This window comes from Methyloceanibacter sp. (genome assembly GCF_050726195.1).
GTDB lineage: Bacteria > Pseudomonadota > Alphaproteobacteria > Rhizobiales > Methyloligellaceae > Methyloceanibacter.
Map to the genome: position 1 here is coordinate 20,564 of NZ_JBOHJC010000002.1, position 20,752 is coordinate 41,315.

The following is a 20,752-nucleotide window of genomic DNA, read 5'->3' on the forward strand; positions in this document are numbered from 1 at the left end:
TGCCTTTTCGGCCTGCTGAGCGCTCAAGTTCACGCGGGCCGCAGGACCAATTTGGTCCACCGCGCTATTTGCACGCTTTGACTTGGAGATATTCGAGCGAGGTGAGGGTGCCGTGGATCGAGAAGTCGCCATAGTCGATCAGGAGCTCGCGGCTGACGCCGTTCTCATAGAGCCGGAAATCGATCTGGTAGCTTGGCGTGAGGTCACCCTCTTTCGGCTCGAAGTAGCCGATCGACACCGGCCAGGACGGAAGCTCACCGAGCTTCTTATCCTTGGCCGGCGCTTCGAGTTTCCCGTCGTCGGCTCCCGGCTTGACCTCAGAGCCGATGAACGCGGTCGTCTCGTACACCTTCCGCCCCTTCTCCGAGCCGTCATAGATCCTGGCCTGAAACAAGGACTGTCCGGACAGCGCCTTCTCAATCAGGGCAATGCTGTGTTGCGTCGGGAAGAACACCGGACCGGAGAGATTGAGCTCGGCGCGCGACGGCTGACTGAGCTTGACCTCCACGGCGGCGTTGGGAGCCGCGCGTACGGCCCGTCCCATGGTGACGTCGCCGAGCTTGTCGTTCAGATATTGCGCCGACTGGAACCTGAACTTCGTGCCGTCCCCCTGCTCCCAGGTCGACGACCGCAGATCCGTCATGTTGATCTGGCCTTGCGAGTCGGTCATCTGCGTGACCATGCGCATGTTGAGCGAATAGCCGTCGCATGGCGAGCCGGTGAATTCGAACACCATGCGTCCGTCGATGCCGGTGATCCCCGAGGCGGACCGTGCCTGCTGGAGCGTCATCTCGTAGACGGCGCGATGCGGCATAAGCTTGCTTGGTTCCTTGGCGGCGAGCGCCAGCGCGTGGCCGGGAAGCGCGCAAGCGAATCCAAGCGTCGCCACCAGCGCCAGTCTCCGCCTCATTCCAACCATGCCCTGCCTCGTACCTCTCTCCGCACCTCCGCCGGACGCCGGCGGTACGCCGATTTTTGGCACCAACCTACGACCGCGACAAGGGGGGCTGAGGGAGGCCGGACCCCGCAACACTTGCCCACGCGCGGAATTTGCTCAATGGTTGGAACAACTTCTTCGAAAGTCTCGGGAGGACGCCATGGCAGGGGAGATAGAAGCAAGGCTGAAGGCGCTCGACCTCGTCCTACCGGCGGCCAAGACCGCGGTCGGCACTTATGTCCCCTTTATCCATATCGGGGGCCAACTCATCGTCTCCGGCCAGCTGCCAATCAAAGACGGGGCGGTTGCCTTCGCCGGCAAGCTCGGGGATGGGGTCGATATCGAGATCGGGCAAAAGGCGGCGCGGCTGTGCGCGCTCAATATTCTGGCCCAGGCCAAGGTGGCCTTGGGCGATCTCGACCGCATTGTGCAACTCCTCCGCCTCAACGGCTTCGTCAATGCCGCGCCTGGCTTCACCGACCACCCAAAGGTTATGAACGCCGCGTCCGACCTGATGGTGGAAATCCTCGGCGACAAGGGGCGCCACACCCGCATCGCGGTGGGCTGCGCCAGCTTGCCCATGAACGTTGCCGTCGAGATCGATGCCGTTTTTGCCATAAACTAGCGCCCCTGATGGGACCCCCATGGCCGAGCTCTACTGGCTGAAACGGCCGATCGCCCATCGCGGCCTGCACGACGCCGCCAAGGGCGTCATCGAGAACAGCGCCTCCGCCGTCACCGCTGCCATGGGCAAGCACTGCGCCATCGAGGTCGACGTGCAATGCGCGGCCGGTCACATGCCGGTGGTGTTCCACGATTCGACGCTGGACCGGCTCACCGATGAGACTGGGCCGGTGGCGGCGCGCGACGTGGATCAGCTGCGTGCCATCAACCTCAAGGGAAGCACAGACCGCATTTTATCCTTACCGGACCTGTTCGCGCTGGTCGGCGGCTACGTCCCCCTCGTGCTCGAGGTGAAGAGCGCATGGCAGCGCGACGGCACGTTCGAAGCCAACATCGCCAACCTGCTCAAGTCCTACTCCGGCCCGGTGGCGGTCATGTCGTTCGATCCCTATTGCGTGGAAGCCTTCCGCGAGGCCGCGCCCGACCTGCCCCGCGGCCTCGTCGCCTGCCGCTTCGATCCGCAAGACTTCCCCAACCTCACCGCGCGGGAGCGATTTCTCATGCGGCATCTCCTGACGTCGGCCTTCGCACGGCCACACTTCATCGCGTACGATATCGGCGCGCTGCCGGCGGTCGCACCGCTTGTGGCCAAGGCGCTGTTCGGGCTGCCGCTCCTGACCTGGACGGTGCGCACCAAGGCCGAGCGCGAGCGCGCGCTGCGTTATGCCGACGCCATGATCTTCGAAGGGATCGAGCCCTAAAGCCATGGGCGATGTGGAGAGATATCCTTGGGAGACCGGCGCGCGCGCGGCCGAGCCCAAAGTCGTGGTGCGCATCGCGCCGTGCATCGCCGACGTGCCGGCGGCGGAGTGGGACGCCTGCGCCACCGGCGGCGCGCTCCAGGCGCCCGCAACGAGCCCGGCCAATCCTTTCGTTTCACACGCATTTTTGAAGGCATTGGAGGAGAGCGGCTCGGCCACGCGGGCCACCGGTTGGCTGCCCCAGCATCTGCTCTACGAAGACGGCGCAGGCCGCCTGCTCGCCTGCATGCCCTGCTACCTCAAGTCTCACAGCCAAGGCGAATATGTGTTCGATCACGGATGGGCCGAGGCCTATATGCGCGCCGGCGGGCGCTACTATCCGAAACTGCAAGCCTCCGTGCCGTTCACGCCGGTCACCGGCCCACGCCTCCTGGTGCGCGACTGTGCCGATCGGAGCGAGCGCCAGACGATCCTGCTGGACGCCGGCGTTACCCTCGCCAACGAGCTCGGCGTCTCCTCGCTGCACATCACGTTCATGACGCGCGCGGAATGGGACCTTGCCGGGCGGCGCGGCTTCCTAAAGCGCACCGACCAGCAGTTCCATTGGCGGAACGACGGCTATGCGTGCTTTGACGACTTCCTCGGCGCGCTCACGTCGCGCAAGCGCAAAACCATCCGCAAGGAGCGCCGCGAGGCGCTCGACGGCGGCGTCGACATCGAGTGGGTCACGGGCCGCGCCCTCACCGAGGCCCATTGGGACGCGTTCTTCGCCTTCTACATGGACACAGGCTCGCGCAAATGGGGCTCGCCCTATCTCACGCGCGAATGCTTCAGCCTGCTCGGGCAGAGCATGGCGGACCAACTCCTGCTCATCCTCGCCAAGCGCGGCGGCCGCTATATCGCCGGCGCGCTCAACCTGATCGGCGCCGATACGCTCTACGGCCGCTATTGGGGCGCGACCGAGAGCCACGACTTCCTGCATTTCGAGGTGTGCTACTACCAGGCCATCGCATTCGCCATCGCGCATGGGCTGGCAACTGTCGAGGCCGGGGCGCAAGGCGCGCACAAGCTCGCCCGCGGCTATCTGCCGGTGGAGACCTACAGCGCCCACTACATTGCCGATCCGGGCTTGCGCCGCGCCGTAGCCGACTATCTCCGTCGCGAGCGTCTCGCCGTCGCCCACGAGGCGGCGCTTCTCGGCGAGGAATCGCCTTATCGCCGCGATAGAGATTAGGTGCGCAAGGCGCCTCCCCAAACTCAAACAGCGTCATGGTCGGGACAAGGCCGGCATGACGGATTCTAGTTGTGAGGAAACTCAGGTATAGAAGTGAGATGGCCTACGATCCGGACAACATCTTCGCCAAGATCCTCAAGGGCGAGATTCCCTGCCACAAGATCTACGAGGACGAGGACACCCTCGCCTTCCTCGACATCATGCCGCGCACCGAAGGCCACGCGCTCGTCATCACCAAGGAGAAGGCCCGCGACCTGTTCGACATCGATCCGGCCGCGCTCGGCAGGCTGATGGCCGTGGTGCAGACACTCGCGCCCAAGATCAAACAGGCGGTCGGCGCCGACGGCGTGCTGATTCAGCAATTCAATGGAGCGGCGGCGGGCCAGACCGTGTTCCACCTCCACATCCACATCGTGCCGATCAAGCAGGGCGTGGCGCCAAAGCCCCATGCCGGCGAGATGGCCGACCAGGCCGAGCTCGCGGCCACGGCCGAGAAGATCAGGAAGGCAATTGCTTAACGCTCGCCGAGCGGCACCTTGGGCACGAGGCTCGAGCCTGGCGTGCGGGCGCGCAGGGCCCGCGACTTGCGGGGCCGCTTGGCGCGCGGCTTGGCCGCGGTCTTGGCCGACGCTTCTCCGCCACCGCCTGAGCCGCCGCCGTCAGCATCGGCATCCTCCGGATCGCGCGGCTTGATCGGCGCGTCCGGCTTGATGTACTCGAAGCCGAGCACCTTCTCGCTATCCTTCTCCTCGACGAGCACGCGCACCGTGCCGCCATCCTTCAGGGCGCCGAATAGAATCTCCTCGGCCAGCGGCTTCTTGATGTGCTCCTGGATGACGCGCGACAGCGGGCGAGCGCCGAACTTGTCGTCGTAGCCGCGCTCGGCGAGCCACGCGTTCGCCTCGGGCGTCAGCTCGATGGTGATGTTGCGGTCGCCGAGCTGCGCCTCGAGCTGGAACACGAACTTCTCCACCACCTTGGCGATGACCTCGGGCGGCAGACTGGCGAAGGCGATGACCGCGTCGAGCCGGTTGCGGAACTCCGGCGAGAACAGGCGATTGATCGCCTCCTCGTCGTCGCCCTCGCGCTTTGTCCGGTTGAAGCCGATCGCCGCCTTGGCGAGGTCGCTGGCGCCGGCGTTGGTGGTCATGATCAGGATCACGTTCTGGAAGTCGACATGCTTGCCGTTGTGGTCGGTCAGCTTGCCGTGATCCATGACCTGCAACAGGATGTTGAACAGGTCCGGATGCGCCTTCTCGATCTCGTCGAGCAGGAGCACGCAATGCGGATGCTGGTCGACGCCGTCGGTGAGCAGTCCGCCCTGATCGAAGCCCACATAACCGGGCGGCGCGCCGATCAGCCGCGACACCGTGTGCCGCTCCATGTACTCGCTCATGTCGAAGCGGAGCAGCTCGACGCCAAGCAGAAGCGCAAGTTGACGCGCCACTTCCGTCTTGCCGACGCCGGTCGGGCCGGAGAACATGTAGCAGCCGATCGGCTTGCCGGGCTCGCGCAAGCCGGCGCGCGACAGCTTGATCGCCGCGGCCAGCGCCTCGATGGCCTTGTCCTGGCCGAACACGACCCGCTTCAGGTCCTCGTCGATGGCGCGCAGCACCTCGGCGTCGGACTTCGACACCGTCTTCGGCGGAATCCGCGCCATGGTGGCGATGGTCGACTCCACCTCCTTGACGCCGATGGTCTTACGCCGTTGGCGCTCGGGCACCAGCATCTGCGAGGCGCCGGACTCGTCGATGACGTCGATGGCCTTGTCCGGCAGCTTGCGGTCGTGGATGTACTTGGCCGACAGCTCGACCGCCGACTTGATGGCCTGGCTCGTGTAGCGGACGCGGTGGAAGTCCTCGAAATACGGTTTGAGGCCCTTGAGGATCTCGATGGCGTCGGGCACCGACGGCTCGTTCACGTCGATCTTCTGGAAGCGGCGCACCAGCGCCCGATCCTTCTCGAAGTGCTGGCGGTACTCCTTGTAGGTGGTTGAGCCGATGCAGCGCAGCGTGCCCGACTGAAGCGCGGGCTTCAGCAGGTTGGACGCGTCCATGGCGCCGCCCGAGGTAGCGCCGGCGCCGATCACCGTGTGGATCTCGTCGATGAACATGATGGCGCCGGGGAACGCCTCGATCTCGCGCATCACCGCCTTGAGCCGCTCCTCGAAATCGCCGCGGTAGCGGGTGCCGGCGAGCAGCGCGCCCATGTCGAGCTGGAAAATGGTGGAATCGATCAAGACCTCCGGCACGTCGCCCATGACGATGCGCCGCGCCAGGCCCTCGGCGATGGCCGTCTTGCCCACGCCGGGATCACCTACGAACAGCGGGTTGTTCTTCTGCCGGCGGCACAGCACCTGGATGGTGCGCTGAATCTCCGGCCCGCGCCCGATCAGAGGGTCGATGCGGCCCGCGCGCGCCTTCTGGTTCAGGTTGATGCAGTACACTTCGAGCGCGTCGGCGCCGCGCTTCTTCTCGTCGCCGCCCTCGACCGTCGCCGCGTCGTCGTCGACGCCGCGCACCGTGCGCGGCTCCGACATGCCGCCGCGTTTGGCGATGCCGTGGCTGATGTAATTGACCGCGTCGAAGCGGGTCATGTGCTGCTCTTGCAGGAAGAACGCCGCATGGCTCTCCCGCTCGGCGAAGATGGCGACCAGCACGTTGGCCCCGGTCACCTCCTCGCGGCCGGATGACTGCACATGCGCCACGGCGCGGTGGATCACCCGCTGGAAGCCCGCCGTCGGCTGGGCGTCGCCGTGGGTGTCGAGCACGAGGCCCGAAAGCTCGTTATCGATATAGCCGGTCAGCTTGTCGCGCAGCAGATCGAGGTCCACGTCGCAGGCGCGCATCACCGCCGCCGCGTCGCGGTCGTCGATCAGCGACAACAGCAGATGCTCAAGCGTCGCATACTCATGGCTGCGCTCGTTCGCATATTGCAGCGCCCGCCGCAAAGCCTGCTCAAGACTGGTCGAAAACGAAGCCACCTAAGTCCTACTCCTTCTCCATCGTGCACTGCAGCGGATGCTCGTTCTGCCGGGCGAAGCTCGTCACCTGCGCTACTTTAGTCTCCGCCACCTCGTAAGTGTAGACCCCGCAGATACCCACGCCCTTCTGGTGCACGTGGAGCATGATGCGGGTCGCCTCCTCGGGAGGCTTGTTGAAGAAGCGCTCGAGCACATACACGACGAAGTCCATCGGCGTGTAGTCGTCGTTGAGCAGCAGCACCTTGTAGAGGCTAGGCCGTTTGGTCTTCGGCCGCGTCTTGGTGATGATATGGGTGCCGGTGTCATCGCCCCGGCGATTGTCGCCGTTCCGCGCCATCGTCAGCCTCTATGTGGCGTCTCGTCTCTCATCTGCCAAGGAGAGCGTTCCGCTCGTTGAGAAAGGACCATCCGGGTCCATTCTATCTGCACCGCGCCGGGACGGGCAAATCGACCCGGCGATTCCTCCATACCATAGTGTGAGTTGCCGACAGGAAAACGGCAAAAAAAAAGACCCGGGGCAACCCCCGGGTCTTTTTCTTGGGAAAGGTGGAGCTTGCTCCGCAGGTGTTACGCGGCCTTCTTGGTCATGACAGCCTCGACCGGCTTGTAGGCGTCCTTGGCCAGGCCGACATACATCTCGCCAAGCTTGGACATCTCGGCCATGTAGGTGTCGTAGGCCTTCTTGGCGTACTGAGACTGAATCTCGATTGCCTGCTCGATCGACTTGGCGCCGACGAGCTGCTCGAAAGCGCGGGTGGTGTCCTCGAACGCCTTCTTGGAATAGTCGGTCATCTCGGCAGCGATGGCCTGGAAGCCCTTGTTCATCTCTCCGAAAGAACGGACAGCCGCATCGAAGCCGTCTTTGCCGACTTTCTGGAACTCTTCAAAACCTTTGAGCATGTGGGCCCTCTCGCGAATGGGATATGGGGTGGATTTGCTGCGAACGCGAAGGCATATATATGCAATGCACAAAAAACGTCAACGGCAAATTTTTGCAGTGCACAAACAGTCCCCACCGCCGAGCTTAACGCTTTGGCAATAGCCCGATTTTAGCCTTGCCCTTTCCCCACCCTGGAGCCCGGCGGGATGGCATGACGGCGCGGCCAGAAGGTCGGGGTGCGCGTGGGAAGCGCGCGAGGGAAGTCAAACGGGGGGAAGGCTACCGCCTTCAAGAGTGAGTGAAACTCTTCAAGCGTAATCTTTGGGCGCCGCTGCGCCGCGTCACCTGCCTCGGCCTTGCGCTCTTGCTCAGCTTCGGGGTGTTCCTTGTGCCTCTCGGCGAGGCACGCGCAACGAGCGCGGTCAAGGCCGCCATCATCGTCGACATGAACGCGGGTACCGTCCTCTATGCGCAGTCGGCTGACACCCTGCGCTCGCCGGCCTCCCTGACCAAGATCATGACGCTCTATATGCTGTTCGCCTACCTGAAGGCGGGCAGGCTCACATACGAATCGGAGCTCACGGTGACGCCGCATGCGGCGGCCCAGGCGCCCACCAAGCTCGGGCTGAAGCCGGGCTCGACCATCAAGGTCAGCGACGCCATCAAGGCGCTCGTGACCAAATCGGCCAACGACGCCGCCGCCGTTATCGCCGAAAATTTGGGCGGCACCGAGGAGAATTTCGCCCGCATGATGACCGAGACGGCGCGGAAGCTCGGCATGAAAAACACGACCTTCCGCAATGCCTCCGGACTTCCCAATGACGCGCAGCTGACCACCGCGCGCGACATGGCCATCCTCGCCATGCACGTGATCCGCGACTACCCGGAATATTACGGGGTCTTCGAAACGCGCACCTTCACCTATGCCGGCCGCCAGCACCGCAACCACAACCGGCTGTTGTTCGGGTACAAGGGTACCGACGGCATCAAGACCGGCTACACGCGGGCGAGCGGCTTCAACCTGACCGCTTCGGTCAAGCGCGACAACAAGCACCTCGTCGGCGTGGTGCTCGGCGGCCGCACCGGCGCCCAGCGCGACGCCGCCATGCGCGCTCTGTTCGACAAGCATTGGGCCAAGGCCTCGACCGGCAAATCCGGCGCTGGGTCTTTGATCGCCTCGCTGCTCGGATCGCCCTCGCCACCACCGCCGGCGAAAAAGCCGGCCTATGCGCTTGCCGCCGCGGCGCCAGCCCCGGCACTCCCCGCCCCCGTCGAGGAGGGCGACGCCGACGAGCCGCCGGTCGTCAAGGCGAGCCTCTCGCCGAACCGGCCCGCTCCACAGAGCGTAGCCAAGCCTGCGCTTTATGACGGCACGTTCCACGTCCAGGTCGGGGCCTTCACCTCTCAAGCCGAAGCCATGAACCGGCTCGGCATGGTGCGGCAGCGCGCGCCCAAGCTCCTCGACGGGCACCTGCCGTTCACCGCCACCTTCATGAAGGGCGAGACTGAATGGTACCGGGCGCGGTTCGCTGGCTTCTCCAAGAGCAACGCCCAGTCGACCTGCCAAGCCCTGAAGCGCCTGTCGCTCGAATGCATCGCCATGGCCGCCGAGTAGGCGGTGGACGTGCCTAGCGGCCGAGCAGGACTTCCTTGGCTTCGTTGATGCGCGCCGCGAGATAGGTCGACCCGCCCTGGTCCGGGTGGAGCTTCATCATCAGCCGGCGATGCGCCTGTCTGATGTCCTCTGCACTCGCGTTGGGCCCCACTTCGAGCACGGCGCGAGCCTCTTCGACGGTCATGCCGCCTTTGGCGCGCGTCCGGCCGCGGTCGGCCTTGGCGGAGCGATCCTCCGTCGGATCGCGCCATTCGGCGATGCGCCAATCGAGATAGGCCTCCATGAGGGCGGCCTCCTTCAGGCCGTCGGCCTCGAACTCGTGGTACAGCTCGATCGCCTCCCGATCGCTCAACGATGACAGCTTGCGGCCGGCGAACCGCCCGGTGTGGCAGGTTCCGTCCATGTAGCCGGTGTCGTGATCAAGCTCCATGTCGAGCCGCTCGGTACCCACATGCGATGTCTGTCCTGGGGACTTCTGCGACGATCCGAACACGCCGCCGAGACCGAGTCTGCTGCCGCCGCCGACCAGAGCGAGGCCGAATGCCGCGAGCGGTATGGCGATGGGAAGCGCGCCGCGGATGGCCAGGAACCCCGCCACGGCCAGCAGCGCGACACCACCGGCCTTGCGCAAGGTGAGGGCGAGCGTCTTCGGGTCGGCCTTAGTGAGCAGGCGCGCGCCAAAAATGAGAAGCAGGAGCAGCGCACAACCGGCCAGGAAGTAAACCATGCGAGGAGTCCGTCAGCCGAGCTGCTGAAGAAGGCGTACCGCCGCGCCGCTTCTCGTCTCGTCGCTGAAGTTCTGCAATGCTTTCCGGCCCCCGGTGGCATAAACGGCCACGGCGGTCAAAAGCTCGCGCAGCTGGCGTGCCGAGCCCGCGTCGAAGGGGCAATAGGCGCCGCGGGAGAGCCGCGCGATCTCCTTGAAGGCGCGCTCGGCGCGCGGCTCGCGCCCTTCCTGGAACACGAACACCGGCACGCCGATCAGCCCAAGCTCGCCGGCGAGCTGGCTCAGCTCGTCGATGTCCTCCTCCATGCAATCGCCGACATAGACGAGGGCGTTGACTTTGGTCTTCTCGCTCTCCTGCCGGGCATGGGTCAGCACCTTGCGGATCTGGGTGTGGCCGCCCTCGCAATGGACCTGCCGCATCAGCTTGGCGAGCGCGTCCGTGTCGCCGACCCAGCGGCTCGCCTGGCACTCGTTGAAGCCGCGGAAAAAGACGAGCTGCACGTCGAGACCGCCCACCTCTTTGACGGCGCGGAACATGTCGCCTTGCAGCTGGAGCGCGAGGTCCCAGGAGGGCTGCCGGCTCATGGTCGCGTCCATGGCGAAGATCAGCCGGCCCCGGCCCGAGGCCTCCGGCTGTAGCGTCCGCACCCGATCGAGGAACGCGTCGATTTCGGCGCGCGAGGAGGGTTTCGGCGCCACCTCGCTTTTTCCGGTCTTCGCTGGGGCCTTGGGCTCCGCCATCTCCTTAGAACTCCGAGCCAAATCTATGGCCTGGCTTATAGATGGACCCTTAACCGCCTAGCGGCAATGGCGCTTCTCCCCGCTTAAGTCTCGTCGCCGCCCGCCGCGAGCAGACTGGCATTGCCGCCGGACGCCGTGAGGTCCGTGGTCCGCACCCGCTCCACGGCGAAGGCCTCGAGATAATGCGGTCCGCCGGCCTTAGGCCCCGTGCCGGACAGGCCTTCGCCGCCGAACGGCTGGACGCTCACCACGGCGCCGATCTGGTTCCGGTTCACATACATATTGCCAACCCTGACCCGCGCCGCCACGAAGTCTGCCGTCGCCTTGATGCGGCTGTGCAGACCGAGGGTGAGGCCGAAGCCGGTGGCGTTGATCGCCTCGCACACCTCGCCGAGGCGCTCGCCGTCGAACCGCACCACATGCAGGATCGGCCCGAACACCTCGCTTTCGAGCATACTGATCGCCGGAATCTCGTAGATGGCCGGCGCGACATAGGTGCCGTGCGCATGCTCCGGTCCGAGCGGCAGATCAAGCAGCTCGCGCGCGTGCGCGCGCATCCTCGCCTTGTGCACCTCGAGCGCGGCCTTGGCGTCTGCGTCGATCACCGGGCCGACATCTGTCGCATAGTCGAGGGGATCGCCGATATTAAGCTCCCGCGCCGCGCCCAGCAGCATGGCGATGGTCGCATCGGCGATGTCGTCCTGGAGGAACATCACGCGGAGCGCCGAACAGCGCTGGCCGGCGCTGTCGAAGGCCGAGGCGAGCGCGTCGTCCACCACCTGCTCCGGCAGCGCCGATGAATCCACGATCATGGCGTTGAGACCGCCGGTCTCGGCGATGAGCTTCAGGATCGGGCCGTTGCGCGCCGCGAGCACCCGGTTGATGGCGCGGGCCGTGTCCGTGCCGCCGGTAAACACCACGCCGTCCACGCGGGCGTCGTTCACCAGCGCGGCGCCGACCACCTCGCCGCGCCCTGGCAGTAGATGCAGCACCTCGCCGGGAATGCCGGCCTGGTGCAGCAGCCGCACGGCGCGGGCGGCGATGAGCGGCGTCTGCTCGGCCGGCTTCGCCACCACGGCGTTACCGGCAGCGAGCGCGCCGGCGATCTGGCCGGTGAAGATGGCAAGCGGGAAGTTCCACGGCGAGATGGCGGCGAACACGCCGCGGCCATGCAGCGACAATTCGTTCTGCTCGCCCGTCGGGCCGGTCAGCGCCTGCGGCCTCTCGAACTTGGCGCGGGCCTCGGCCGCGTAATAGCGCAAGAAATCGACGGCCTCGCGGAGGTCGGCCTGGGCGTTGGCCAGCGTCTTGCCGGCCTCGCGCACGATGAGCGCCATGAGCTGCGCGCGGTCCGCTTCGAACAAATCGGCGGCGCATTCCAGAAGCTCCGCCCGCGCCACCCCGCCGCGCCGGTCCCAACAATCGCTCGCCGCCTTCGCCGCATCGAGCGCGGCGTCGATTGCGGCCCGATCGGCGGTGCGGCAGGTACCAACAACCACGCGCCGGTCATGAGGCGAGGTGATGCTGAGCACTTCGCCTCCCGTCTCGACTTCTTCACCCGAGACGATGGGGTTGGCGGCGGCGGGCGCCTTCAGCGCCTGCCGGACGGCGGTGAGCAGCGGTTCCCGGACCGACGGCTCCCACAGCGGCAGGCCGAGGCTGTTCTTCCGCGCCGGCGCGAACAGCATGGGCGGGATCGGGATCAGCTTGTTGGCTTTCTCCGGCAGCGCCGCTGCCTTCTCGACCGGGTCGGCAACGATGGCGGCGATCGGCGCCTCGTCGTCGGCCAGGCGATTGACGAAGGACGTATTGGCGCCGTTCTCCAGGAGCCGGCGCACGAGATAAGCGAGGAGGTCGCGGTGCCCGCCGACCGGCGCGTAGATGCGGCAGGGTTTCCCGAGGGCTTCAGGATGCACCACCTCGCGATGCAGCGCCTCCCCCATGCCGTAGAGACGTTGGAACTCGTAAGGGCGATTGCCGGCAAGCTCGGCGATGGCGGCGATGGTGTGGGCGTTGTGCGTGGCGAACTGGGGATGGAAGCAGTCGGGCCGCGCCAGCAGCGCGCGGGCCGCCGCCAGATAGGCGACGTCGGTGTTCACTTTGCGCGTGAACACAGGGTATCCGGCGAGCCCCTGCTCCTGCGCCCATTTGATCTCGCTGTCCCAATAGGCGCCCTTCACCAGCCGGACCGGGATTTGCCGCCCGGTCGCCCCCGCCACCTGGGCCAGCCAATCGATCAACGGCAGAGCGCGCTTCGAGTAGGCCTGCACGGCGAGTCCCAAGCCGTTCCAACCGCCAAGCGCAGGATCGGTGAACAGCGGCTCGATCAGCGCGAGCGAAAGATCGAGGCGCTCGGCCTCCTCGGCGTCGATGGTGAGGGGCAGCCACGCCGCGCGCATGGCCTTCGCCAACGTGGCAAGGCGCGGCACCAGCTCCTCATGCAGCCGCGCTTCCTGCGACGGCTCATAGCGCGGATGCAGCGCCGAAAGTTTCACCGACAGACCGGGACGGCGGCGCAAGTCCTCGTCGGTCCGCGACCGTGGCGCGCCAGCCCAGGCGGCGATCGCTTCGACAGCGTCTTCGTAGCGGGCGGTATAACGCGCCGCGTCGTCCGCGGTGCGCGCCGCCTCGCCGAGCATGTCGAAGGAAAATCGGTAGCCCTGGTCTGCCTCGTCCCTGGCGTTCTCCAGCGCTTCCGCGATGGTCTCGCCCAGCACGAACTGATTGCCGAGAATGCGCATGGCTTGGCGGAGCGCTTGGCGGATCACCGGCTCCCCGCTCCGTGCGATCAGGCGCTGGACCATGCTGCCGAGGTCCCTGCCCTTGCCCTCGCCCCAGTCGACGATATGTCCCGTGAGCATCAGCCCCCAGGTCGAGGCGTTGACCAGCACCGACTCCGAGTGCCCGAGGTGCCGCGCCCAGTCTCCAGAGCCGATCGTGCCGGCAATCAGCCGATCGGCCGTGGCGGCATCGGGAATGCGCAGCAGCGCCTCGGCGAGGCAGAGCAACAGCACGCCCTCCTCGCTCGACAGCCCATATTCATGCAGGAAGGAGTCGACCCCGCCGGTGTCGTGCCGGCCGGCCCGCGCCGCCTCGACGAGGCGCGTGGCGACCGCCTCGATGCGGGCGCGCTCCGCATCGCCGAACCGCGCTTTGTCGATGAGCGCATCGATGAGCGGCCCCTCTTCGGCGAGGAGCGCGCGGCCGATCGCTTCGCGGCTTGGCAATTTCGTGGCGGCAATGTCGACTTTGGGCGCGCCCATGGCGTCAATTTAGTCCTTCCGGCCCCCTCATACGAGGCGCTATGGTCGCGGCCCGCCTGAGACCGCCATGACCCGCGCCATCCATATTGTGAGAACGGTCCAAGACTTGAGACCGCGCATCGCCGCGTGGCGGCAGGCGGGCGAGACGGTCGCCCTCGTCCCCACCATGGGCGCCATTCATGCCGGACATCTGTCGCTGGTCACGCTTGCCAAGGACAAGGCGGACCGCGTGGTCACCTCGCTCTTCGTCAATCCGCTCCAGTTCGGCCCGCGGGAGGATTTCCACGCCTATCCGCGCGACGAGGCGCGCGACAGTGCTGCGCTCGCCGCCGCCGGCAGCGACCTCCTCTATGCGCCGGACGCCGGCGAGATGTACCCGCCCGGCTTCTCCACGAAGGTCAATGTCGGCGACCTCACCGAGGATTTGTGCGGCGCGGCGCGGCCCAACCATTTCGACGGGGTCGCCACGGTGGTCGCCAAGCTTCTGCTGCAATGCGCGCCTGACAAGGCGATCTTCGGCGAGAAGGACTATCAGCAGCTTCTCATCATCCGGCGTCTGGTCCGCGATCTGAACATCCCGGTGGAAATCATTGGCGCGCCGATCGTGCGCGAGGATGACGGCCTCGCGCTCTCCTCGCGCAACGCCTATTTGTCGCCGGACGAACGCAAGATCGCGCCGCTGCTCTCGCAAACCATCCACGACGTCGCCGTGGATCTCGCGGGCGGCCGCGGCGCCGACGACGCCGTGGTGGCCGCGCGGTTTAAGCTCGAAGCCGCCGGTTTCCGAGTCGACTACGTGGCGGTGCGCGATCCAGAGACGTTGAAACCGCTGTACGGTCCGGTGAAGCGCGCGCGCGTGCTCGCCGCCGTCCATCTCGGCAAGACCCGCCTCATCGACAACGTGCCGGTGCCGCTTGCCGGCTGACGGTCACCAATCGATCAGCCGCAGCTCGCGCAACGCCCTGCGCATGCCTGGAGGCATGTCGTCGCCTCCGCCATCGAGCAGCGGTGCGTCAGGCGGCGTATCGGCGGCTTCGAGGTAGCGCCAGCCCTGGAAGGCGCGGCGCGGATGCGGCCGCGTCACCACGAGCTCGGGGTCGTAGACAATGCCGCAACAGGGCGTGCCATCATCCTTGGTGTCGGCTCTGAGATCGATGATGCGCTGGCGAACCAGGATGAAACCTTTGATCACCCAATAGAGCGACCCGCCGTCGAGTACCTCGTCACGCCGACGCGGGCTCTGCAAGGTGCGATGGCAGAGTTCGGGCGTCTTGCCGGCCCGCGCCAGTTGTTGCAGCCGCTCCGTTTGCCAGTCTTTCAAGTCCTGGACGCTGTCGCAGCCGACACAGAGCTTCAGGAGATGAACCGTCATTACGGATCAATGCGCCATGAACAGGGGGATCGTCGCCTCTTCGAGCATGGTCAAGGTAACACCTCCCAGAATGAACTCGCGCCAGCGCGAGTGATGAAAGGCACCCATCACGATCATATCGGCTCCGAGAGCCTTCGCCTGCGTCAGGAGCACGCGGCCGATGTCCCCTTCGCCCGCCGGCACAAGCATCACATCGACCTTGACGCCGTGCCGCTGCAAATGTGCCACCATGTCGTCGGTCGGCGGCGCGCCCCTCTCGCCGCCGTCCATGACGCCGACCAGAAGCACGACCCGCTTAGCGGGTTTGAAGAACATCAACGCGTCGTTGAAGGCGCGCGCCGCCTCCGCGCTCCCGTCCCAGGCGGCGATGATGGTGCCGTCAAGCGCGATAGCCGGCGGCGCCGCCGGCACGATCATGACCGGCCGACCCGATGCGAACAGGCAGCGCTCCACGAGCGCGTACTGACCGATCAGCGGATCGCCGTCGCGCGGCTGGCCGAGAATCGTGAGATCGACTTGCCGGGCGAAATAGGCGAGGTCGTGGGGAAACTCTTCGCTCATGCCCTGCATCAGCCGTCCCTCGGCGCTGACGGCAGCTTCGGCCGCGCGCGCCTTGAAGCTTTCGAGCGCCGCCTCGCCTTGCGCTTTCACGCCCTGCAACACGCCGGTCATGTCGGCGAAGCCGACATCGGCGCCATAGAGAGGCAGCAGCCCCGTCGGCGCGAACGCCACGCCGATGAGATGGGCGCCTTGCGCCTTAGCCAAGTCCACCGCGAACGCGACCCGCGCCTTGGCGGCCTCCGTCCCATCCACGTGAACGATGATGTCGTTAAGGCTCATTAAGCCAAGCTCCCTAGGAGCGATCATAGCCCTCAAGCTCAGGCCCCGGAATTCCCGATGCGCGTTGTGCATCCGGAATTGCCGCCGCCACGTATCTTCGGCCGTCACGATCCTGACGGGCAGCGTGGCCGGCCGCCATACGGAAGGTCACGGAGCTTTGATCAGGCGTGACGCAAGCCCTTTGGAAATAAGGGCTATAGGACCAGTGTGGCCCTCCGCCACGAACCCGAACTCGATTCAAGGAGAGGAAAATGAAGCTCAACCACAAGTCTGGTGCTAAGATTGCCATGACCGCTGCGGCGTTGCTATTCTCTGGCGCGCTGGCGAGCGCCGCCATGGCCGAGACCGTCAAGGGCCGTTGCTTCGGCGTCAATGGCTGTAAGGGCCAGGGCAACTGCAAGACCGCCCAGAACGACTGCAAGGGCCATAACGCCTGCAAGGGTAAGGGCTGGCTCTCGATGCTCCAGGACGAGTGCTCGGGCGCCGGCGGCCAGTGGGAATCGATCTAACTGGCACTTAGGCGTAGATTATGGGAGCCGGCCCCTCGCCGGCTCCCAGACCTCTCGGGAGCTGAGCACATGAACACCGCAAAGCCGCCTTATCTCGGCTTCGGCTTGGGTCTTAGGCCCCAGCACTACGAAGAGATCCTCGGCGGCTCGCCCGCCATCGATTGGTTCGAGGTCATTTCCGAGAATTACATGGTCCCCGGCGGCCAGCCGCTCCGCATGCTGGACCGGATCCGCGAGCGCTATCCCCTCGTGATGCACGGCGTGTCGCTGTCCATCGCCTCGACGGCGCCGCTCGACATGGACTATCTCGGCGCTCTGAAGTCGCTCGCCGAGCGCCTCAATCCCAAATGGATCTCCGATCATCTGTGTTGGACCGGCGTCCACGGCGTGAACCTGCACGACCTCCTGCCGATTCCCTATACTCAAGAGGCCCTCGACCACGTCGTCGATCGCGTGAGCCAGGTGCAAGACTTCCTCGGCCGCCGCCTGACCTTGGAGAACGTCTCGACCTACGTGACCTTCGGCCAGTCGGAGATGACCGAGTGGGAATTCGTCAGCGAGGTGGCGAAGCGCGCCGATTGCTGGCTCCTGTTCGATGTCAACAACGTCTATGTGAGCGCGTTCAACCACGGCTTCTCAACCGACGAGTTCCTTCACGGCGTGCCGCGCGACCGCATCGTCCAGTTCCATGTGGCCGGACATAGCCACGAGGAAAGCCACATCATCGACACCCACGACCATCCCGTCTGCCCCGAGGTGTGGGACTTCTACCGCGAGGCGGTTGCCCATTTCGGACCGGTGTCGACCATGATCGAGCGCGACGACAACATCCCGCCCCTGGCCGAGCTGATCGAGGAGCTGGATCACGCGCGCGCCATCGCCCGCGAGGTGCAGGCGAGCGCCCGGCTCACGGCGGCGGAATGAGCAGCCTCAAAGAGCTTCAGGACAGCTTCCAGCGCGGCATCCTTGCCGGTGACGACGCGATCTTGAGCGAGGTCAACGACAGCGCCAAGGAACGGCGCACCATCCTGTTCGGCGTCTACCGCAACGCCTATGTTGCGCGGCTCGCCGAGATTCTCGGCAACGACTACGAGCTGTTGCACGCTTATCTCGGCGACGCCCGCTTCGCCAAGCTGGTGAGGGCCTATATCGCCGCCAACCCTTCGGATCAGCGCAATGCCCGCTGGTTCGGCCGCTACCTCCCAGCCTTTGCGCGCGAGACTGCACCGTTCGCCAATCATGCAGAGATTGGTGAGATTGCCGCGCTGGAGAAGGCGCTCGCGGATGCCTTCGACGGGCCCGACGCGCCGCCGCTTTCGATCACCGCGCTCGCGACCATTTCGGCCGAGGATTGGCCGCGCCTTGTGTTCCAACCGCACCCCACGGCGATCCGCCTCACCTTCGCGACCAACGCCGCCGCCATCTGGTTGGCGCTGAAGGCGGAAACCGCCCCGGTGAAGGCAGCGCGCCTGCCGGAGCCGCAAGCCCTCGTTGTCTGGCGTCAGGACCTCATGGCGCGGTTCAGGCCGCTCGAAGCGGAGGAGGCCATGATTTGGGACGAGGCCGCCAAGGGGGTGCGCTTCAGCGTCTTGTGCGAGATGGTGGCCACCTTCGCCGGCGAGGACGGGGCCGAGCTTCGCGCCGCCACCTATCTCAGGGGCTGGGTCGATCTGGGCATGCTGGCCGGCTGTCGGGTGGAGTAGCGCCTGGCGCGGCGGGCGCACAGTCCGGCGCGCCTTCGTCAGGTCCAGGGAACAGCGCGTCGGTTCGTCCGGTCATCCAATAGGCGAAGAGGCCCACCCACTCCCGGCTCGCCACATCGACCCGCCGCAAACCCTCCGACACTTTGTCGAATGGTCGGGTAAGATCGGCGGACCCCCGCGTGCGGTAGTCCACCGGCCACGGCTCGACCCAGAAGCCGGCCTGCCGGAAGGCGCCGATCGCGCGCGGCATGTGGTAGGCCGACGTGATCAGGAGCCAGCGCTTGGTGAGATCGAGCTCGCCCCGCGCCGTGAGCTCCTTCTTGAGATAGACCGCGTTCTCGTAGGTGTCGCGCGCGTCCGCTTCCAGAATCAGGCGGTCGCGGTCGATGCCGAGCTGGGTGAGGAGCGCCGCCGCGCCTTCGGCCTCGCTGTCTGACTTGTAGAGAACGCCGGCATCGCCGCCGGAGAACGCGATCTTCGCCTCGGGAAATTTGTGGGCGAGGATCGCCCCTTCCAACAGGCGCTCGCCCGCCTCGTTGAGGGTCGGGGCTTGGCGCGCACTCCCCACCAGCCGGTCCTCGGCACCGCCGAGAATGATGATGCCAGTGGGCGGCGGCGGCGCGGCGATGCCGGCCCGCGGGAAGCGGTCTTCGAGCGGCAGGATCAAGGCATTGCCAAGTGGCGAGAGGCCCGCGATCAGGAGCAGGATCGCGCCCACGGTGACGAAGCGCCGCCCCCAGCGCGCCCAGCCGGTCCAAATGAGAATGGCCCCGTAGCCGATCAGCAGCGCGATCAGGGTGGACGGCTGCAGCACGAACCACAGCACCTTGGCGAGATAGAAGAACATCAGAGCCCCCCGCCCCTAAACTAACCACAAAGCGGCCAGCCCGAGAAAGGCGAAGAAGCCGACGACGTCGGTCACGGTGGTGACGAACACGCCCGACGCGACCGCGGGGTCGAGATCGAGCGCGTCGAGCGCGAGCGGAATGAGAATGCCGGCGAGCGCCGCGGCGAACAGGTTGACGATCATAGCGAGGCCGATGATCAGGCCGAGCTCGTCGCTGCCGAACCAGAAATAGGCGATCGCCGCCATGATGACGGCGAACAGAAGGCCGTTCAGCAGGCCCACGGCGGATTCGCGCAGGATCACTCTGACGGCGTTGACCGGGCCAAGATCCTGCATGGCGAGCGCGCGCACCGCGACGGTCATGGTCTGGGTTCCGGCGTTGCCGCCCATCGACGCCACGATCGGCATGAGCACGGCCAGCGCCACCATCTGCTCGATCGTCGCCTCGAAGAAGCTGATCACGACGGACGCGAGGATGGCGGTCGCGAGATTGGCGAGCAGCCAGCCGAACCGAAGCCGCGTCGTCTCCCACACAGAATCGCTCACGGACTCGCCGCCGACGCCGCCCATGCGCAGGATGTCCTCCGACGCCTCCTCCTGGACGACCTCGACCACGTCGTCGGCGGTGATGACGCCCACAAGTCGCTTGTCCTGGTCGATCACCGGTGCCGACGTGAGATTGTAGCGCTCGAACTGCCGCGCCACCTCCTCCTGGTCGGCCTCGACCTGGATCGGACGGATATCGGCGTCGGTGATGGATTCGATGGTTATCGGCCGCTTGGAGCGCAGCAGGCGGTTGAGCGCGACCGAGCCGATCAGATGATAGGCCGGGTCCACCACGAAGATTTCGTAGAAGCGGTCGGGAAGGTCGGCTGCCTCGCGCATGTAGTCGATCGTCTGCCCCACCGACCAGAACGGCGGCACGGCGATGAGATCGGTCTGCATGATGCGGCCGGCGGAGTCCTCCGGATATTCGAGGCTCCGCTGCAGCGCGATGCGCTCGAAATAGGGAAGCTTGGCGAGGATGTCGGACTGCTCTTTCTTGTCGAGGTCCTCGAGCAGGTAGACCGCCTCGTCCGAATCGAGCTGCTGCAGGGCCTCGGCGACCTGCTCCGCCGGCATGTCCTCGAGCACCTGGTCGCGCACCGACTCGTCGAGCTCCGGCAGCGCGGTCGCCTTGAAGTCCGTGCCGAGGGCGGCGATCAGCGCCGCACGCGCCTCGGGGCGCAGCAGCTCGATCAGGTCGGCAAGGTCGGCTTCATGTAGGGGAAGCGTGAGCGCGCGCGCCTTCGCCACGTCGTCCTCGTCGAGGGCGGCGGCGACCGCGTGGAGGAAATCGGAGCGGATTCCGCCGTCCTCGTCGCGCAGTTCAACCTCGCTTGCGGCGTCCTGCATCGCCTGTCCAATCGCTGGGCTTGTCGCTTCGAACTAGGAAAGACCGCGAGTTCCGTGAGGTGGAACCCGCGTGTGTCGCCTCGCGGCCTACTGCGTCCGGCCTGTGATATCAGGCGCGGCGGCGGGGTCATAGACGCTTGTTGTGGCGAGAATTCCGGTCCCCGATCGAGCCCGGTCAAGGGGCCTGGTACCCGGGCCCGGGACGCAATTTGGGAGAAGTGGTGCGGTCGAGAGGAATCGAACCTCCACGAGCAAGCTCACAGCGACCTCAACGCTGCGCGTCTACCATTTCCGCCACGACCGCAAGGATTCCCGGAGCGT

General features: G+C 66.0%; 20 protein-coding genes and 1 tRNA gene. 9 read left to right on the forward strand and 12 right to left on the reverse strand.

Annotated features, from left to right (window positions below; translation table 11 throughout):
- Positions 1 to 64: 64 nt before the first annotated feature.
- Entirely contained in the window at positions 65 to 910 is an 846-nt protein-coding gene (locus ACRECX_RS01465; RefSeq protein WP_431557038.1) for a cell envelope integrity EipB family protein, read from the reverse strand.
- Between the two features lie 187 nt (positions 911 to 1,097).
- Here ACRECX_RS01465 and ACRECX_RS01470 point away from each other — a divergent pair, with 187 nt between their 5' ends.
- From ACRECX_RS01470 to ACRECX_RS01485, 4 genes are all read left to right on the forward strand, one after another.
- Positions 1,098 to 1,562: a RidA family protein gene (locus ACRECX_RS01470; RefSeq protein ID WP_431557039.1), complete on the forward strand. Its 465-nt coding sequence runs from the start codon at positions 1,098 to 1,100 to the stop codon at positions 1,560 to 1,562.
- Positions 1,563 to 1,581: 19 nt separating this feature from the next.
- Positions 1,582 to 2,322 carry a glycerophosphodiester phosphodiesterase family protein gene (locus tag ACRECX_RS01475; RefSeq protein ID WP_431557040.1) on the forward strand — a complete coding sequence of 247 codons (741 nt, stop codon included), beginning with the start codon at positions 1,582 to 1,584 and terminating at the stop codon, positions 2,320 to 2,322.
- A gap of 4 nt (positions 2,323 to 2,326) precedes the next feature.
- On the forward strand, positions 2,327 to 3,556 hold the full coding sequence (locus ACRECX_RS01480) for a GNAT family N-acetyltransferase (RefSeq protein ID WP_431557041.1): 1,230 nt from the start codon (positions 2,327 to 2,329) through the stop codon (positions 3,554 to 3,556).
- A 98-nt stretch (positions 3,557 to 3,654) separates the two neighbouring features.
- A complete protein-coding gene (locus ACRECX_RS01485) occupies positions 3,655 to 4,074 on the forward strand; it encodes an HIT family protein (protein WP_431557042.1) in 420 nt (139 codons plus the stop codon).
- Here the strand turns inward: ACRECX_RS01485 and clpA are convergent.
- The 3 genes from clpA to ACRECX_RS01500 all read right to left on the reverse strand — a co-directional run bounded on the left by clpA (position 4,071) and on the right by ACRECX_RS01500 (position 7,439).
- Positions 4,071 to 6,539 carry an ATP-dependent Clp protease ATP-binding subunit ClpA gene (clpA, locus tag ACRECX_RS01490; protein WP_431557043.1) on the reverse strand — a complete coding sequence of 823 codons (2,469 nt, stop codon included), beginning with the start codon at positions 6,537 to 6,539 and terminating at the stop codon, positions 4,071 to 4,073. The two genes, ACRECX_RS01485 and clpA, sit on opposite strands and share 4 nt — an antisense overlap.
- A gap of 7 nt (positions 6,540 to 6,546) precedes the next feature.
- Positions 6,547 to 6,876 carry an ATP-dependent Clp protease adapter ClpS gene (gene clpS, locus ACRECX_RS01495; RefSeq protein WP_431557044.1) on the reverse strand — a complete coding sequence of 110 codons (330 nt, stop codon included), beginning with the start codon at positions 6,874 to 6,876 and terminating at the stop codon, positions 6,547 to 6,549.
- Between the two features lie 230 nt (positions 6,877 to 7,106).
- Complete coding sequence (locus tag ACRECX_RS01500; protein WP_431557045.1) at positions 7,107 to 7,439, reverse strand: phasin family protein; 333 nt, start codon at positions 7,437 to 7,439, stop codon at positions 7,107 to 7,109.
- A gap of 278 nt (positions 7,440 to 7,717) precedes the next feature.
- On the opposite strand from ACRECX_RS01500, the gene ACRECX_RS01505 reads away from it, so the two are divergent.
- The gene (locus tag ACRECX_RS01505; protein ID WP_431557046.1) at positions 7,718 to 9,034 is read left to right on the forward strand and encodes a serine hydrolase; all 1,317 of its coding nucleotides are present in this window, start codon (positions 7,718 to 7,720) and stop codon (positions 9,032 to 9,034) included.
- 13 nt (positions 9,035 to 9,047) lie between these two features.
- On the opposite strand, the gene ACRECX_RS01510 is transcribed toward ACRECX_RS01505, so the two are convergent.
- The 3 genes from ACRECX_RS01510 to putA all read right to left on the reverse strand — a co-directional run bounded on the left by ACRECX_RS01510 (position 9,048) and on the right by putA (position 13,765).
- On the reverse strand, positions 9,048 to 9,761 hold the full coding sequence (locus ACRECX_RS01510; RefSeq protein ID WP_431557047.1) for a DnaJ domain-containing protein: 714 nt from the start codon (positions 9,759 to 9,761) through the stop codon (positions 9,048 to 9,050).
- Between the two features lie 12 nt (positions 9,762 to 9,773).
- Positions 9,774 to 10,502: a VWA domain-containing protein gene (locus ACRECX_RS01515; protein ID WP_431557048.1), complete on the reverse strand. Its 729-nt coding sequence runs from the start codon at positions 10,500 to 10,502 to the stop codon at positions 9,774 to 9,776.
- Positions 10,503 to 10,585: 83 nt separating this feature from the next.
- Positions 10,586 to 13,765 carry a bifunctional proline dehydrogenase/L-glutamate gamma-semialdehyde dehydrogenase PutA gene (gene putA, locus ACRECX_RS01520; protein ID WP_431557049.1) on the reverse strand — a complete coding sequence of 1,060 codons (3,180 nt, stop codon included), beginning with the start codon at positions 13,763 to 13,765 and terminating at the stop codon, positions 10,586 to 10,588.
- A 67-nt stretch (positions 13,766 to 13,832) separates the two neighbouring features.
- Between putA and panC the strand changes: the two genes are divergently transcribed.
- Complete coding sequence (gene panC, locus ACRECX_RS01525; RefSeq protein ID WP_431557050.1) at positions 13,833 to 14,690, forward strand: pantoate--beta-alanine ligase; 858 nt, start codon at positions 13,833 to 13,835, stop codon at positions 14,688 to 14,690.
- A gap of 3 nt (positions 14,691 to 14,693) precedes the next feature.
- Here panC and ACRECX_RS01530 read toward each other — a convergent pair whose 3' ends face one another.
- Entirely contained in the window at positions 14,694 to 15,137 is a 444-nt protein-coding gene (locus tag ACRECX_RS01530; RefSeq protein ID WP_431557051.1) for a DUF1489 family protein, read from the reverse strand.
- Positions 15,138 to 15,143: 6 nt separating this feature from the next.
- Entirely contained in the window at positions 15,144 to 15,977 is an 834-nt protein-coding gene (locus tag ACRECX_RS01535) for a universal stress protein (RefSeq protein WP_431557052.1), read from the reverse strand.
- 251 nt (positions 15,978 to 16,228) lie between these two features.
- On the opposite strand from ACRECX_RS01535, the gene bufA2 reads away from it, so the two are divergent.
- The 3 genes from bufA2 (at position 16,229) to ACRECX_RS01550 (ending at position 18,189) form a co-directional block, all read left to right on the forward strand.
- Positions 16,229 to 16,486 carry a BufA2 family periplasmic bufferin-type metallophore gene (gene bufA2 / locus ACRECX_RS01540; protein WP_431557053.1) on the forward strand — a complete coding sequence of 86 codons (258 nt, stop codon included), beginning with the start codon at positions 16,229 to 16,231 and terminating at the stop codon, positions 16,484 to 16,486.
- 69 nt (positions 16,487 to 16,555) lie between these two features.
- On the forward strand, positions 16,556 to 17,410 hold the full coding sequence (gene bufB, locus ACRECX_RS01545) for an MNIO family bufferin maturase (protein WP_431557054.1): 855 nt from the start codon (positions 16,556 to 16,558) through the stop codon (positions 17,408 to 17,410).
- Positions 17,407 to 18,189 (forward strand): HvfC/BufC family peptide modification chaperone, encoded by a 783-nt coding sequence (locus tag ACRECX_RS01550; protein ID WP_431557055.1) that lies wholly within the window; start codon positions 17,407 to 17,409, stop codon positions 18,187 to 18,189. Before bufB ends, ACRECX_RS01550 begins: the two co-directional genes overlap by 4 nt.
- On the opposite strand, the gene ACRECX_RS01555 is transcribed toward ACRECX_RS01550, so the two are convergent.
- The 3 genes from ACRECX_RS01555 to ACRECX_RS01565 form a co-directional block, all read right to left on the reverse strand.
- Positions 18,140 to 19,036: a YdcF family protein gene (locus ACRECX_RS01555; RefSeq protein WP_431557056.1), complete on the reverse strand. Its 897-nt coding sequence runs from the start codon at positions 19,034 to 19,036 to the stop codon at positions 18,140 to 18,142. The two genes, ACRECX_RS01550 and ACRECX_RS01555, sit on opposite strands and share 50 nt — an antisense overlap.
- Before the next feature lie 15 nt (positions 19,037 to 19,051).
- Positions 19,052 to 20,431: a magnesium transporter gene (mgtE, locus tag ACRECX_RS01560; RefSeq protein WP_431557057.1), complete on the reverse strand. Its 1,380-nt coding sequence runs from the start codon at positions 20,429 to 20,431 to the stop codon at positions 19,052 to 19,054.
- A gap of 219 nt (positions 20,432 to 20,650) precedes the next feature.
- A tRNA-Leu gene (locus tag ACRECX_RS01565) sits at positions 20,651 to 20,735 on the reverse strand.
- Positions 20,736 to 20,752 lie beyond the last annotated feature (17 nt).